This is a genomic window from Ruegeria sp. CDSA236 (assembly GCF_059611285.1).
Window position 1 is genome coordinate 380,712 of sequence record NZ_JBXWPG010000002.1, and the last position, 15,539, is coordinate 396,250.

Below are 15,539 nucleotides of genomic sequence, written 5' to 3' on the forward strand. Positions count from 1 at the left end.
TCTTTCGGCGTGGAGCCAGTTTAGTTTCGCCTAATTTTCAGCTTTCTGAGCTAGACTGAGACTGGTTCGAATTTGCCTGACAGCACCGCCACTCAGCCTATTTCACCAAGCAACCTGCTATTTCTTTCTTCTGCAAACGCGGATTGGCTTCGCTGCAAGAATGTGCGTCGCGCTGCAGATCCTTCGAGAATATTTCCCACGAATAAGGGTCAGTTGCCCTGATTGCGGGCTTCCAACCGTTCAAGGTTCACAACGGTCGACAACATCAACCTGTCATGGCTCCAGTCGTCTACAGGCTGCAATGACGCAGCGCCTAACGCCAATGTCACAGCAAAAGCTGCGCTTAAGGCAAAGAACAGAGGAGGCATTGTGGGTTGGATTGCAGGGGCATCTGCCAGGGCAATCACACGTTGACGCAAGACGCGTTTGGCCTTGCCCCCTTTAACCAAAGCCACATTCAATACACGCGGGCTGCCGCGCATTACTGTATTGGAGCAATAGTTCAGCAGGCAGGAGGTGTATTCGACCGCGTTGATTCCACGGCGCGAAACGACGGATTGATCACAGGCCAGCTCGCGCAGCCGATCGAATTGAAACTTGAGAATCAGATATGCCGGGTTCCAGAACAGGAACGGCCGCAAAAGCTCGAACCCCAGTTCCCATTCAACATCGGCAGCCCTGACATGTTGCAGCTCGTGTGCAAGGGCAAACCGCATATCGCTGGGGGTGTTGAGCAGATGGCTGGGCAATACCACATGCCTGCGCCACAAACCGCGAACGGCGAAGGGGACTGTGACCCGGTCGGACAGGCGGATATCGACCTTTTCCGAGCTTCGCCACAGGTAGCTGGAGCGAACAATGCCTCGGATTGCCAACCCGTCACGGATAATGCGCAGGATGCAGACCGCAGAATAGAGCGCCATTACCACCAAGATTGCCGACATAATCGGGTTTTCGCCTGAAAGGGTCTGTTCGATCCACCTTTGCCGGGTATTGAGCAGGGCCTCGAACTGGGTGGCGGGCATGGCGATATCGCCACGCAGATAGGCGGCAACCGCAAGATCCCCAATGGCGACCCCGCCTTCAACGGAATACATCGCCATGACCAAACCAGCCCCGATTGCCAAAAGGGGGCTGAGCAGGACGCAAAGACACAGAATTTTCAATGCGCGTAGCTGTGCAACAAACCCGTGTCGCATCTGCGTCATTGAAACCACGTATCTTGCCGCGATCCATACAATAGCCGCTAGGGCAAGAACCAGATTCAGTTCGAGAAATGCGTCGAGAACCGGTTTAACCGCTGTCATTTTGCAGTCTCCTCTCTACCAGTGCCCGAATATCCTCAAGATCTGCCTCGCTCAGACCGGCGTCATCTACCAACCGTGCAACCAGCGTGGCTGGTGTGTCATCGAACAGGGTTCGTGACAGGTTCTGCAGTGAACGCGCCTGATACCTATCCTTTTCCAGAAGCGGCGTATAACTTAAGGTCTTGCCGTTTTTGCGACTTTCTACAAAGCCTTTTTCGTCAAGAATGCGAAGGATTGTGGCCCCTGACGTATAGGCCAGGTTCCGATCTGGTGGCAGCCGGTCCAGTACATCACGCACCGAGCCCTGACCCAGAGCCCAGAGTTCGTTCATGAACTCCAGTTCGACCTCGGTCAGCAGGTTTGTCGTCTTTTTCTTTCGCATTGATCCCAGTGCCGTCATTTTACCTGTGCCTGACAGACAAGCATCCTTTGATGGTTTCGCAAAGCTTAAACTTTCCAGAACACGAAAACGCCCCAGCCGATGGACAGGAACAGCGGTGTCCAGACCGGTTGCCCGACTAGCCCTAACCAGGCCAGAAAAATGTAAGCTGCCCCAAGCAATGTGATGAACAGACGGTCGCCCAATGTGGTGGTCAAGCCCAGAACGCCGCGCCGTTCAATCCCGTCGCGGTATTTGAACCCTTCCAGCAGACCGATCAGCGCGATGGCTGAAAAGATGCCGACAAATACGGCCAGGGTCGCCGGTGTCCACGCCATCCAGAAATCCGGCCACAAGGGCGCAGTCCAGGAAAACTCTTTTTCTTCGGGCTGACCCACACTTCCCCACCCGGCCTGTGCTTGCGCCAAGGCCGAACCGGGGATCAGAAAGGGGATCAAAAGCAGTTTACGCATATCGAACCTCATACACGCCCCATCGCGAAACCACGCGCGATGTAGTTGCGGACAAACCAGATGACGATGGCGCCGGGGATGATGGTCAGCGTCCCGGCGGCGGCCAGCAGGCCCAATTCGTACCCGGCGCTGGACGCGGTTCGGGTCATTACGGCCGCGATGGGTTTGGCCTCGACCGCTGTCAGAGTCTTGGCCAACAGCATTTCGACCCATGAGAACATGAAGCAGAAGAATGCCGCGACGCCTACGCCCGCTTTGATATTTGGCAGGAATATCGTGACGAAAAAGCGCGGAAAGGAATACCCGTCCACATAAGCGGTTTCGTCCAACTCCTTCGGGATGCCACGCATGAACCCTTCCAAAATCCACACCGCTAGCGGCACGTTAAACAGCGTATGCGCCAGCGCCACCGCCAGATAGGTGTCAAACAACTGGATTGACGAATAGAGCTGAAAGAACGGTAAGGCGAACACCGCAGCCGGTGCCATCCGGTTGGTCAGCAGCCAGAAGAACAACTGCTTGTCCCCTAGGAACCGATAGCGTGAGAACGCATAGGCCGCTGGCAGGGCGACACAGACGGAAAGTACCGTGTTCAGCGTCACATAGGTGATCGAGTTGATGTAGCCCCAATACCACGTCGGGTCTGTGAAGATCGTGATGTAATTTTCCAGCGTAAAGGTCTGCGGGAACAGAGAAAAGCCCGACAGGATCTCGTTCGTGGTCTTGAAGGACATCGCCACCAGCCAATAGATCGGCAACATCAGGAACGCGATATAGAGGATCGGGATGAGGGAGCGCTTTTTCATTCGGCGTCATCCTTTGTCATCAGAGTGTAGAAGACCCATGAGACCAGCAGTGTGATGGCGAAATAGATCAAGCTCATCGCAGCCGCAGGGCCAAGGTCGAACTGTCCCAGCGCGATCTTTACAAGATCAATCGACAGTAAGGTGGTCGAGTTTCCGGGACCCCCGCCAGTCAAAACGAAGGGTTCGGTGTAGATGTTGAAACTGTCCATGAACCGCAGCAGGATGGCGATTGTCAGAACCGTCTTCATCTTGGGTAACTGGATATACCGGAACACTGACCACGGGCTTGCACCGTCGATCTTGGCCGCCTGATAATAGGCGTCCGGGATCGAAACCAGGCCCGCGTAGCACAGTAGAACCACCAGCGAAGTCCAGTGCCAGACATCCATGATGATGACAGTGATCCAGGCCGACAATGGTTGCTGTGTCATGTCATAATTGATGCCCAGCACGTCATTCAGAAAATACCCCAGCAGGCCGATTTTTGGCAGGGTAAAGATGTTCCACATCGAGCCGACTACGTTCCAGGGGATGAGCATCGGCAGAGCCATCAGCACCAGACAGACCGGCACCCAAAAGCCTTTGCGCGGCATCGACAGGGCGACAATGATGCCCAGCGGCACCTCGATGATCAGGATCATGAAGGTAAACAGGAACTGTCGCCCCAAAGCGGCCTGAAAACGGTCGGAGCGCAGGATTTGTTCGAACCATCCCAGCCCTTCCCAGAAGAACTGGTTATTGCCGAAGGTCTCCTGCACCGAGTAGTTGACCACTGTCATCATTGGCACCAGCGCGTTGAACGCGACCAGTGCCAGAACCGGCAGGACAAAGAACCATGCTCTTTGGTTTATTGTTCTCATTGGGCCCGCTCCTGCGTTGCGATCCAGCCGTCGCGATAGACGCGGGACTGCTCGGGTTTGAATTGCAGAAAGACCATCGAGCCTTGTTCGGGGGCATTGTGTTCGGTGACGGCCTTGATCGGCGTGTTCCCAACCATGGCACTGACCACGTAATGGCGCCCGATATCGGCCACTTTGGTGACATGTGCCGGTATGCCGGATTGGCCGAAGCCTACATATTCCGGGCGTATTCCCAGATCGGTGCGACCACCTTCACCATGGGTCGGACCTTCCAAGGCCACCTCATGCCCTTCGAAAATAGCGCGATCGCCCTTGGTATCGCAGGGCAACACATTCATGCCGGGCGAGCCGATAAAGTGACCAACGAATGTATGCTGAGGCCGCTCGAACAGTTCAACCGGCGTACCGATCTGAACCACTTCTCCATCCTGCATGACCACGACTTCATCAGCAAAAGTCAACGCCTCGGTCTGGTCGTGGGTGACGTAGATCATTGTGGCTTTTACGCGCTGGTGCAGCTCTTTCAACTTGGACCGCAGTTTCCATTTCAGATGCGGGTCGATCACGGTCAGCGGCTCATCAAACATCACCGCATTCACGTCATCGCGCACTAGTCCGCGCCCCATCGAGATTTTTTGCTTGTTGTCCGGGCTCAGGCCAGAGGCTTTGGTGCCCAGCATATCCGTGACATCCAGCATTTCGGCAATCTCATCAACACGCCGCTTAATGGTTGCCGCGTCAACGCCCCGGTTTTTCAGAGGAAAGGCTAGGTTCTCGCCTACGGTCATCGTGTCGTAGATCACTGGAAACTGAAAAACCTGCGCAATGTTGCGCTGATCAGGGGGCAGGGCGGTCACGTCGCGGTCATCAAACAGGATCTGCCCCTCAGAGGGTGTCAGCAGGCCCGAGATGATGTTCAGCAGTGTAGACTTGCCGCAGCCCGATGGCCCCAGCAGCGCATAGGCCCCACCATCGCGCCAAGTGACGTCGATTTCCTTCAGCGCATAATCTTCGGGGCCTTGCGGCGATGGCATATAGCTGTGTCGAAGGTTTGAAAGCTTGATCTGTGCCATGTCAGGCCACCCTTTTGCCGTCTTGGCCGAAATACCGGCAATGGGCCGGATTCATATAGAAACTATGGTCTTCGCCAACCTGATAGGGATGTACGCCCGCCGCCAATGAGACCCATGCGTCGTTCCCATGTTGGAAATGCGCACTGGAGTCAGATCCGGATAGCTCGGTCACGATCACACGCCCGGTCAGCTCTACATCTGCGTCCGATGTGCGGAATGGCGTCACGCGATGCGGGCGTACCGCTACTGTGTATTCACCGTCTGCGATGCCGGTGACGGCCCATCCACCGCCCCCTGCAAGTTGCGCCTGCGCACCCGAGACGGTGATATGCGCGACGTTGATGGGCGGATCCGAGAACACACGTGCGGCAGCGATGTTTTCCGGATTGCGGTAGATATCAGCGGTTGGCCCAAATTGGGTGACCCGGCCGTCTGCCATCAGAGCGGTATGACCACCGAGCAGCAATGCTTCTTCCGGTTCTGATGTCGCATAGACCACAACGGCCCCGCGTCCGGCAAAAAGATCAGGAAGTTGCTCGCGTAGCTCTTCGCGCAGTTTGTAGTCCAGATTGGCAAGGGGTTCATCAAGGAACACGGCCCGGCTTTCCTTGGCAATCGCGCGGGCCAAAGCGGTGCGTTGTTGTTGCCCACCCGACAGCTCGTGCGGGCGGCGCTGCAGCATCGGACGCAGTTGCAGCAGATCAGCGGCCTCTTCCACGCGGCCTTCGATTTCGCTTTTCGCCATGCCTGCCACGCGCAGGGGCGAGGCAATGTTGTCGAAAACGCTCATATGGGGGTAATTGACGAAAAACTGGTGCACCAGACTGATCTTACGCTTCTGCGTATTCAGCCGAGTCACGTCCTGACCGTCCATCAGGACTTTGCCTGTGGCGATCGGATCCAGTCCAGCCATCATCTTGATCAGTGATGTTTTCCCGGAACCGGTGGCACCCAGTAACACATTGAAATGGCCTGTTTGCAGCGTCAGATTCGTGGGTTTGATATGGATGACGTTGCCGACCCGTTTGGTCGCGTCTTGAAGTTCGATCATCTGGTGTTCTCTGGGGGTATTTGGGGGTAGGCCGGGTCTGAGCCCGGCCTACGAGTTTACGCTTACTGGGACTGCCAGCGCTGAACCAGTTCGTCATAGTTGACGGTCTGGCCTTGCGGCTTTTCGTTCTCCAGCTTGGCTTTTGGCGAACCCGGCTTTTCCAGCCAGAAGGACGCATCCTGCGGCTCGTTCAAGCGCGGACCACAACCGCCGTAGACACCGGCGCTTTCATCCGCGGCCTGCATCCGGCCCATTGTGATGTCCATCTCTTCGGCCAGACGATCCATCGCTTCTTGCGGAGTGAAGGCACCCGAGTTCACGTCACCGATCTGCTGCCACCAGATCTGGGCCAGCTTTGGATAATCCGGCACGTTGATGCCGGTCGGCGACCATGCCACGCGGTCAGGTGAGCGATAGAACTCGACCAGACCACCCAGCTTGGGCGCGCGTTCGGTGAACGACTCGTGGTTGACCGAGCTGTCGCGAATGAAAGTCAGACCCACATGGGACTTCTTCACGTCGACCGTCTTGGATGTCACGAACTGGGCATACAGCCAAGCCGCCTGAGCACGATCCGCAGGGGTCGACTTCAGGAAAGTCCAGGATCCCACGTCCTGATACCCAACCTTCTGACCATCTTCCCAATAGGGGCCATGCGGGCTCGGCGCCATCCGCCAAAGCGGTGTGCCTTCGTCGTCGACGGTGTTGTTGCCTTCGGACTTCGGCTTCACCATGTCGGCGGTAAAGGCGGTGTACCAGAAGATTTGCTGGGCCACGTTGCCTTGGCTAAGCGCCGGCAGCGACTGGTAGAAGTCATAAGACGCGGCACCTGGAGGCGCATAGTTGCGCAGCCATTCGTCCCATTTGCGGATCGCATAGACCGCAGCCGGACCGTTTGCAGCACCACCGCGCGACACAGATGCGCCAACAGGGTTACAGGTGCCCGCTTCCATGCGGATGCCCCATTCGTCAACGGGGATGCCGTTCGGCTCACCCTTGTCGCCAGCACCAGCCATCGACAGCCACGCGTCGGTCATACGCCAACCCAGGTCAGGTGCGCGCTTGCCGTAATCCATGTGGCCATAGATCGCGGTACCGTCGACTTCTTTCACATCGTTGGTAAAGAAATCGGCGATGTCTTCGTAAGCGGACCAGTTGACCGGAACGCCCAGATCATAGCCGTACTTCTCTTTGAACGCGGCTTTGTTTGCCTCATCGTCGAACCAGTCCTTGCGGAACCAGTAGAGGTTCGCAAACTGCTGATCAGGCAGCTGATACAGCTTGCCATCCGGACCGGTGGTGAACTGAATGCCCATGAAGTCATCCAGATCCAGCGTCGGGGAGGTCGTGCCCGCCCAGTCGCCACCCATCATGTCGGTCAGCGGATACGCCAACTGCAGACGCGAGTGGGTGCCGATCAGGTCACTGTCGTTCACGTAGCCGTCATACAGATTCCGACCTGTTTGCAGCTGGGTTTGAACGGCTTGAACTACTTCGCCTTCACCCAGAATCTGGTGATTGACCTTGATGCCGGTAATTTCTTCGAACGCCTTGGTCAGAACCTCAGATTCGTAAGAGTGCGTAGGGATGCCTTCGGACAGGACGTTGATTTCCATGCCATTGTAAGGCTGTGCAGCTTCGATGAACCATTGCATCTCGGCCATCTGTTCGTCTTTCGACAGGGTTGATGGCTGGAATTCGTCGTCGATCCAACGTTGTGCTGCGGCTTCGTCGGCCCAAACGGGACCGTGCCCCGCAATGACGGCAGCCGCCGCCACTGCGGAAAGTAGATGTCTCCGCATCTGTTTCCTCCCAAAGATAATGTGATCCGGCGCAGACCGGATGACGATCAGCATCAGCGATTTGCCTCCTGCGTGTCAAACTAAATTTTTAGTAATTGAGGTGATAGCCGGGATAAATTTCTGAAAATGAATTGATTTATATCATGTTTTAAAGCACCATTTGCCCATTAATTTCAGTTCGCAGACCCCTTGAATGCAGGGTCGCGCGCATGGTTTTTCGGCAGACGCTGTGATGCGGGTCGATTTGAAAAGCAGACTTGTGTGACCGTTTGCTGCACGATTTGAGTTCAATCAAGTTTTCAGGCTATGAGGATCAGAAATGTCCCGAAGTCTTCTGAAATTTACCCGCGTTCTCGAGATCGTGGGGGATACGCTAAAGATAAAAGTTCCGAGTGACGGGTCCGCTGACGCGACGGTGCGTTTCAACGATCTGGCCGTGATCGAAACTGTCGATGGGCACAGAACGCTGGCGCAAGTCATCTTCATCGACCGCGATGTGATAACCTTGCAAGTGTTCTCGGGTACCAAAGGGATTTCGACCGAGGCGACAGCAACGTTCCTTGGTCATCCGATGCAAACCCCGTATTCGGCCAATATTCTGGGCCGGGTGTTTGACGGCGCAGGCGAGGCGATTGACGGCGGTCCGGACTTGTCTGCCGAACCGCGCATCGACATTGGGGGACCAACGGTGAATCCGGTTGAGCGGTCGGTTCCCAACAAGATGATTCGCACGGATGTGCCGATGATCGACGTGTTCAATACGCTGGTCGAAAGCCAGAAGATCCCAATATTTTCGGTATCCGGCGAGCCGTTCAACGCGTTTCTCAGCCGCATCGGCATTCAGGCGGATGCGGATATTGTTGTGTTTGGCGGGCTAGGGCTGATTTTTGACGACTTCCACACGTTCAGAACCTCGTTCGAGGATGCGGGCGTGTTCTCGCGGACCGTGATGTTCGTCAATCAGGCCATGGACCCGTTGGTCGAACGCCTGCTGGTGCCGGATATGGCGCTGGCCGTTGCCGAGAAATTCGCTGTGGAAGAGGGCAAGCGTGTTCTGGTCCTGCTGACGGATATGACCGCCTATGCCGATGCGATGAAAGAGGTTGGGATCAGTCAGGAACGCGTCCCATCGCAGCGTGGATATATGGGCGATCTCTACTCGCAACTGGCACGACGGTATGAGAAAGCTTGCGACTATGCCAAGGGTGGATCGGTTACTGTGCTGACTGTCACAACCATGCCCGGGAATGACGTGACGCATCCGGTGCCGGACAACACCGGGTATATCACTGAAGGCCAGTTTTACCTGCATTCCGGGGTGATCGACCCGTTCGGCAGTTTGTCACGCCTCAAGCAGAATGTAATCGGCAAGACCACGCGCGAAGACCACGGCCAGATCATGAACACGATGATCCGGTTCTATTCCGAAAGCCGAGATGCCGCGCAGAAACAGGCCATGGCGTTTGACCTATCGGATTATGACACCCAGTTGCTGAAATTCGGCGCCTTGTTCCGCAAACGCTTTATGGACATCAACGTCTCGATCCCGCTGGAGGATGCGCTAGATCTGGGATGGAAGACACTAGCTGAATGCTTTGCCCCCGAGCAGTTGCTGATGAAGCAGGATCTGATCGACAAATACTTCCCAAAGGATGCACATGGCGCGGTTGCAGCTGAATAAATCGTCGCTTGCACGCGAGCAGACGCAGCTGAAAAGCTATGAGCGGTTCTTGCCGTCTCTGGACCTGAAGCGTCAGCAACTGATGGCTGAACGGGCCAAGGCACGTAAAAATGTGCAGCACCTGCAGGAGGAGGTGGCGCGCTTGGCACAGCAGGTCGGGGAAAAGCTGCCCATGCTGGCGCAACAAGGTGTCGACCTGGAAGGGTTGGTCGAACTAAAGGATTACCGGCTGAAGAAGGTCAACGTGGTTGGCGTTACCATGCCCGATCTGGACCGAATCGAGGTCGCGGTACGTCCGTATTCCCTTTTGGCCAAGCCACATTGGGTGGATGCCGTGGCGCGTCTGTTGCATGACATGATCGAAGCCCGATTGCGCGTGAAAGTGGCCGAAGAAAGGGTCAGGATTTTTGACAAATCAGTCGCCACGATCACGCAGCGCGTCAATCTGTTCGAGAAGGTGTTGATCCCGCGCGCCAGAGCCAACATCAAGAAAATCCGCATCTATCTGAGCGATGAACAGATGCAATCCGTTGTGCGCTCGAAAATCTCCAAACGCAAACATGCGAAGGAGGTTGCGGGATGAGTGTTGCAAGGCTGAAAAAACTGTCTTTGGTCGGCCGCGCCGCGAACAAGGGGGACACTCTGGGCGCGCTGCAGACATTGGGATGCATGCATGTTTTACCTTTGGCACCGCCGCCGGCAGAGCCAGAGCGGATCAACGAGCGTGGAGCCCGAGATGCGTATAAAGCATTGCGGTTCTTGAAAGAATCGTCGGAAACGCGCCGTCAGGTTCGGCGCGATTCTGGTTTTGATATGGACCAGTTCGTCGGTGAAGTCCTGGACTTGATGCAGCGCATACGGGATATGACCGACCACCGGGATTTTTTGGCCCACCGGATCGCTCAGGTGCGCCCGTGGGGAGATCTGGATTTTCCGCCGAGTGATGTGTTGGCAGGCAACCGGCTTTGGTTCTATCAACTGCCGCTAAAGCACCGTGAGGCACTGGCGGAGCTTCAGTTGCCCTGGGCCATCCTGCAAGAGGATCACCGGTTTCTCTACGCCGTTCTGATCGCCCCGGAAGATCCCGAAGACGACATCCTTCCAGTGCCGCGCACCCATACGGGTTCGTTGCCCATTCACGAGCTTGAAGCTCAGCTGGAAGAGGCCGAAATCGCCATTGAGGCGCTGGAAGCCGAGCGTATCGGGCAGACCCGTTTTCTGACGTTGATGCGGCGTAATCTTGCCGCCGCCGAAAGCGCAGCAGAACTGGCTCATGCCACGCAAAAGGTCCGCGACGAAGGCGAAGTGTTTGCCCTGCAGGGTTGGGTGCCCAGCGATCAGGTCGAGGCTGTCCTGGACATGGCCAATTCGCAGAACGCCGCTGTTTTGATCGAAGACCCGGGCCCGAACGAGATGCCTCCGACGCTGCTTGAGCAGCCGGAAAATCGCAGTGCAGCAGTAGACCTTGCCCTGTTCTATCAGGTTCCTGGGTACCGAGAATGGGACCCCAGCATAATCGTGTCCGTCTCGTTCGCGATCTTCTTTGCGATGATCGTTGCGGATGCCGGCTATGGCCTGGTTATCCTGCTGGGGCTGTTGGCCTTCTGGAAACGTCTCGACAATACACCGGCGAAAAGATCGTGGCGGCTTTATGGTTTGATCATCTCGGGCGCGACGGTCCTGTACGGGATTTTGGTTGGAAGCTATTTTGGCGCTTCCCCGGCCTCGGGCACGATCTGGGGGAAACTCAAGCTGTTGGACCTGAACAATTTCGACTCGATGATGATGATTTCAATCGTGGTCGGTGTTCTGCACCTGATATTGGCGAATGCGCTTGCAGCACGCGCGTCTTGGGGGCGGCGCAGTTCCGTTGCCAATCTTGGCTGGATCGCGGTGTTGATCGGCGGGTTTATACTGTGGCTGAGCTATATGAAAGGCGGACCAACTGCACCGGGGGCCGCGATCATGATCGCTGGGGCCTTGGCGATCCTTCTGTTCACCAGCGAGCGCGAGATTGCCAAACCCTCTGACTGGCTGTGGCGCCTGATAGAGGGCGTGCAGGGGTTGGCCGGGGCGATGGGGGCCTTTGGCGATGTGCTTAGCTATATGCGCCTGTTTGCGCTGGGGCTGGCCTCGGCTTCGCTGGCGATCACGTTCAACGATCTGGCGGTCTCGGTGATGCAGTCCCTGAAAGGGCTGGGCCTTCTGTTCGGAGTGTTGATCCTGATCGCCGGGCACATCCTCAATTTCGCGCTCGCCATGATGAGCGGCGTCGTTCACGGATTACGTCTCAATTACATCGAATTCTTTAAATGGGGTCTGCCGGATGAAGGCATCGTCTTTCGCCCGTTCGCCCGCAAGGAGGTTCAGGAATGAATGAGCTTGTACTTACATTGGGCTGGTTGGGAATCTATGCCCCCATGGCGCTGGGCGCCGCAGCAAGCGCGATTGGCTGTTCCATTGCTGGACAGGCCAGTATCGGAGCGATGACGGAAACCGAAGGCGGGTATGGCCGGTTTATCGGCGTGTCGGCCTTTCCATCGACGATGGTGATCTACGGCATCGTCATCATGTTCACGCTGAACCGCGATGTGACGCCTGAAAATGCAGGCGGGCTGTTCGGGATCGGTATCCTGTCGGGCATCGCCCTGATGTATTGCGGCATCTGGCAGGGAAGGGCCTGTGCTGCAGCGATTAACGCAACCAAGGAAAAGCCCGAGATTTTTGGCCTGGCACTTGCGCCGGCTGCAATCATCGAGGGCTTTGGCGTATTTGCCTTTGTCTTTGCTTTGGTCATCAGCGCGGGGATTAGCTGATGGCACAGGACGGGATGATTTCGCATGGGGTGGATGCGCTGATCGACAAGCTGCGCAGCGATGGTGTGGCTGCCGGTCAGGCCGATGCAGACAAGCTGCGCGCTGATGCCAAAGCCGAGGCGGCCAAAATTCTTGCCGATGCCAAGCGCGACGTAGATGAGTATCGGAAAAAGGCCCGTGCCGAGGCGGATAATTATCGCACAGCCGGAGAAGAGGCGCTGAACACAGCGATGCGTGATGCGGTGCTTACAATGAAGGCCGGTCTGACAGATCGATTTCGCAAGGATGTTGAACGGCTGGTCACCCAAGAAATGACTGATCCTGAACTGCTGAAACAAATGATCCTTGAGGTCGTCGGTCGCGCCGCGTCAGACGCCAGACTGGAAGGGCCCGCGCAGGTCATACTGCCCCCCAGGGTCGCCACTCAGGATGACATCAAACAGAACGCCGATGATATTCAGTCGGGAAAGCTGACGCGTTACGTTCTGGGACTGACGGCTGAAATGCTGAAGGAACAGGTTGAGCTGCACAGCGCGGATGACACCCAGAATGGCATCCGCATCCGGGCTGATGAACAGGGGGTTGTTCTGGATCTGACCGATAAGGCCGTCGCCTCGTTGTTAATGGAACATTTGCAGCCGCGCTTTCGTGCTGTTTTGGAAGGTGTGATCCGGTAACATGTCGGACCCTGACGCCTATATCGCGCTGATCAGCAGCCTGCCGGGCTCGGAACGGTTGTTCATCGCCAAACAACCTCCACTGTCGCGGCTCAGGCTGGACCGGCGCTTGCGGGCGCTGACACCAGCGGATGCGCGGGTTCTGGAGGTAATGGAACACGCTCTGAACTGGAACAACTATGATATGAACACCACGGATGCACAGACCATTGAGCGATGCAAAGAAGCGCTCCGGCACATTTCACAACCGACCTTGCGCAAGCTGTTCATGGAACGGATGGATTTGAGGACGGCGGTTGCCGCGCTGCGCCTGCGCAAACAGGGGGGTGCTGCACCTAGTGGCGTCTATGGCATTGGACGCTGGAGCCGACACATTCCAGCCAACTGGGGCGACCCTGCCTTTCGGCTGGAAACCCCAATGCCCTGGATCAAAGAAGCCAAACACTTGCTGGATGTCGATGACCCCCTGGGGCTTGAACGGTTGCTTTTGTCGGTCAGCCATAAGCAACTGAAACGCTACGCCGCGCGCCATCTGTTCGATTTCGAAGCCGTGGCGATTTATGTTCTGATCTGGAATATTTTTGATCGCTGGGCGCAAAGCAATGCGCGTGACGCGGCAACGCGCTTTGAGAAACTGGCGCAACACGCCATGGCAAGTGCGATCGACTTGGATTTCGAGGGAGTAAGCGCATGACAGCCCCAACCTCCGCCACGCAGACCTCTACTGCCCGCGTCGTCTCGGTACAGGAAGGGCTGGTACAAATTCAGGCGAACCCTGATGCCACAGGCCATCCCGGACAGCTGGTCAAGAATGAGGTCGTTTTCATTCTGCCCACGCGGCCCGGCCCCGGTGGACGTCAGGAACGTCTGAAAGCCGAAGTGTTACGGGTGCGGGGCGACACTGCCGATGTGCAGGTTTACGAAAGCACTGATGGCGTCGCCGTGGGCGACCCGGTCGAACAATCCGGGCAGCTGCTCTCGGTCGAACTTGGTCCTGGGCTGTTGGGGCAGGTGTTTGACGGCTTGCAGTCGCCTTTGGCCAAGGTGGCGGCAGAATTCGGAACCTTTCTGCCGCGTGGGGCGGACGTGGCGCCGCTGGACACTCAGGCAAAGTGGTCGTTTACCCCATCGGTCAAGGTGGGCGACACGGTCACTGCAGGCGACAGCATCGGGGCGGTGCCCGAGGGGCATTTTACCCATAAGATCATGCTGCCCTTTAACTGGGTTGGGGATTACAAAGTCATTTGGGTTCAGAAGGGTGCGGCCATGATCCATGATATCGTGGCGCGGCTTGAAGATGCACAGGGGGGTGAGCACACGCTGACCCTGTCGCAGAAATGGCCGGTACGGCGGGCTTTGCCGGAAAACGTTCTGAAACGCACCTTGTCCGAGCGGCTCTATCCGACCGAACCTGTCCTGACCTCTCAACGCCTGATCGACACGTTCTTTCCGATTGCCCGCGGTGGGACGGCCTGTATTCCTGGTCCGTTCGGCGCAGGCAAGACGGTGCTGCAGAACCTGATTGCACGCAACGCCAAGGTGGACATCGTGATCGTGGTGGCCTGTGGTGAACGCGCGGGTGAGGTTGTCGAGACGATTGCGGAATTCCCGAAGATGACCGACCCGACCACTGGCGGCAGTCTGATGGACCGGACGATCATCATCTGCAACACCTCCTCGATGCCCGTAGCTGCACGCGAGGCGTCGATCTTCACCGGGATCACTCTGGGTGAGTATTACCGCCAGATGGGGTATGATGTGCTGCTGATCGCGGACAGTACCAGTCGCTGGGCTCAGGCCATGCGCGAGACCTCCGGCAAGCTCGAAGAAATTCCGGGGGAAGAGGGCTTTCCCGCCTATCTCGAAAGCTCGATCAAGGGGTTGTACGAACGCGCCGGAGCGATGAAGACCAATGATGGGGACACCGGCAGCCTGACCCTGATCGGGACCGTGTCACCGGCAGGTGGGAACTTTGATGAACCGGTCACGCAATCGACGCTGTCCACGGTGAAGTGTTTCCTCGGCCTGTCGTCCGAACGCGCCTATAAGCGGTTCTATCCTGCGGTCGATCCGATGCTCAGCTGGTCGCGTTATCTGGAACAGCTCTCAGACTGGTACGACACCAACGCCGAGGCCGGATGGACGGGCAAAGTGCGCGACTTGCTGGCATTGATCGAAAGGGGCGAACAGGTTGACCAGATGATGCAGGTGACCGGCGAGGAAGGGGTCACGATCGAGGATTTTGTGACTCAGCAAAAGGCGCTGTTTGTCGACATGGTCTATCTGCAGCAGGATGCCTTTGACCCGGTGGATGCGTCGGTGCCGCTAGAGCGTCAGAAGATGACGTTCAAACTGGTCTATGGCGTCACTCAATCCACCGCGCAGTTCGCCGACAAGGCCGAGGTACGCCAGGTCTTCACTCAGCTTACGGGATTGATGAAGAACTTCCACTATGCCGCCGAAAACACGCCGGAATTCAAATCCGTCTGGGCGCAAGTACAGGCCCTGTGTCAGGAAAAGTTCGGAGTGTGATGAAGTGGTAGCCCGTAGGGGAATCGAACCCCTCTTTCCAGGTTGAAAACCTGGCGTCCTAACCGATAGACGAACGGGCCAC

General features: G+C 56.8%; 15 protein-coding genes and 1 tRNA gene. 7 read left to right on the forward strand and 9 right to left on the reverse strand.

Features of this window, described 5'->3' with window-relative positions:
• Positions 1-209 precede the first annotated feature (209 nt).
• The 8 genes from AC2FLB_RS05910 to AC2FLB_RS05945 all read right to left on the reverse strand — a co-directional run bounded on the left by AC2FLB_RS05910 (position 210) and on the right by AC2FLB_RS05945 (position 7,751).
• Positions 210-1,307 (reverse strand): M56 family metallopeptidase, encoded by a 1,098-nt coding sequence (locus AC2FLB_RS05910; RefSeq protein ID WP_496708830.1) that lies wholly within the window; start codon positions 1,305-1,307, stop codon positions 210-212.
• Positions 1,294-1,689 carry a BlaI/MecI/CopY family transcriptional regulator gene (locus tag AC2FLB_RS05915; RefSeq protein ID WP_142634715.1) on the reverse strand — a complete coding sequence of 132 codons (396 nt, stop codon included), beginning with the start codon at positions 1,687-1,689 and terminating at the stop codon, positions 1,294-1,296. The genes AC2FLB_RS05910 and AC2FLB_RS05915 overlap by 14 nt, the downstream gene beginning before the upstream one ends.
• Positions 1,690-1,754: 65 nt before the next feature.
• The gene (locus AC2FLB_RS05920; RefSeq protein ID WP_142634713.1) at positions 1,755-2,159 is read right to left on the reverse strand and encodes a DUF2160 domain-containing protein; all 405 of its coding nucleotides are present in this window, start codon (positions 2,157-2,159) and stop codon (positions 1,755-1,757) included.
• A gap of 8 nt (positions 2,160-2,167) precedes the next feature.
• The gene (locus AC2FLB_RS05925; RefSeq protein ID WP_142634711.1) at positions 2,168-2,965 is read right to left on the reverse strand and encodes a carbohydrate ABC transporter permease; all 798 of its coding nucleotides are present in this window, start codon (positions 2,963-2,965) and stop codon (positions 2,168-2,170) included.
• A complete protein-coding gene (locus AC2FLB_RS05930) occupies positions 2,962-3,825 on the reverse strand; it encodes a carbohydrate ABC transporter permease (protein ID WP_142634709.1) in 864 nt (287 codons plus the stop codon). Before AC2FLB_RS05930 ends, AC2FLB_RS05925 begins: the two co-directional genes overlap by 4 nt.
• Entirely contained in the window at positions 3,822-4,898 is a 1,077-nt protein-coding gene (locus tag AC2FLB_RS05935; protein WP_496702196.1) for an ABC transporter ATP-binding protein, read from the reverse strand. Before AC2FLB_RS05935 ends, AC2FLB_RS05930 begins: the two co-directional genes overlap by 4 nt.
• A gap of 1 nt (position 4,899) precedes the next feature.
• Entirely contained in the window at positions 4,900-5,949 is a 1,050-nt protein-coding gene (locus AC2FLB_RS05940) for an ABC transporter ATP-binding protein (RefSeq protein ID WP_496690812.1), read from the reverse strand.
• A gap of 62 nt (positions 5,950-6,011) precedes the next feature.
• Entirely contained in the window at positions 6,012-7,751 is a 1,740-nt protein-coding gene (locus tag AC2FLB_RS05945) for an ABC transporter substrate-binding protein (protein WP_271946219.1), read from the reverse strand.
• Between the two features lie 319 nt (positions 7,752-8,070).
• Between AC2FLB_RS05945 and AC2FLB_RS05950 the strand changes: the two genes are divergently transcribed.
• Genes AC2FLB_RS05950 through AC2FLB_RS05980 form a run of 7 tightly spaced genes read left to right on the forward strand, consistent with a single transcriptional unit; the run spans position 8,071 to position 15,457 of the window.
• Complete coding sequence (locus tag AC2FLB_RS05950; RefSeq protein WP_496708831.1) at positions 8,071-9,432, forward strand: V-type ATP synthase subunit B; 1,362 nt, start codon at positions 8,071-8,073, stop codon at positions 9,430-9,432.
• Positions 9,410-10,015 carry a V-type ATP synthase subunit D gene (locus AC2FLB_RS05955; RefSeq protein WP_496708832.1) on the forward strand — a complete coding sequence of 202 codons (606 nt, stop codon included), beginning with the start codon at positions 9,410-9,412 and terminating at the stop codon, positions 10,013-10,015. The genes AC2FLB_RS05950 and AC2FLB_RS05955 overlap by 23 nt, the downstream gene beginning before the upstream one ends.
• Positions 10,012-11,808, forward strand: a complete 1,797-nt coding sequence (locus AC2FLB_RS05960) for a V-type ATP synthase subunit I (RefSeq protein WP_496708833.1) — start codon at positions 10,012-10,014, stop codon at positions 11,806-11,808. The genes AC2FLB_RS05955 and AC2FLB_RS05960 overlap by 4 nt, the downstream gene beginning before the upstream one ends.
• A complete protein-coding gene (locus AC2FLB_RS05965) occupies positions 11,805-12,248 on the forward strand; it encodes an ATP synthase subunit C (protein ID WP_281972343.1) in 444 nt (147 codons plus the stop codon). The genes AC2FLB_RS05960 and AC2FLB_RS05965 overlap by 4 nt, the downstream gene beginning before the upstream one ends.
• Positions 12,248-12,925 (forward strand): hypothetical protein, encoded by a 678-nt coding sequence (locus AC2FLB_RS05970; RefSeq protein WP_142634693.1) that lies wholly within the window; start codon positions 12,248-12,250, stop codon positions 12,923-12,925. The genes AC2FLB_RS05965 and AC2FLB_RS05970 overlap by 1 nt, the downstream gene beginning before the upstream one ends.
• Position 12,926: 1 nt before the next feature.
• Positions 12,927-13,619, forward strand: a complete 693-nt coding sequence (locus tag AC2FLB_RS05975; protein WP_496706418.1) for a hypothetical protein — start codon at positions 12,927-12,929, stop codon at positions 13,617-13,619.
• Entirely contained in the window at positions 13,616-15,457 is a 1,842-nt protein-coding gene (locus AC2FLB_RS05980) for a V-type ATP synthase subunit A (RefSeq protein WP_496690808.1), read from the forward strand. Before AC2FLB_RS05975 ends, AC2FLB_RS05980 begins: the two co-directional genes overlap by 4 nt.
• 5 nt (positions 15,458-15,462) lie before the next feature.
• Here the strand turns inward: AC2FLB_RS05980 and AC2FLB_RS05985 are convergent.
• A tRNA-Glu gene (locus AC2FLB_RS05985) sits at positions 15,463-15,537 on the reverse strand.
• Positions 15,538-15,539: the final 2 nt, after the last annotated feature.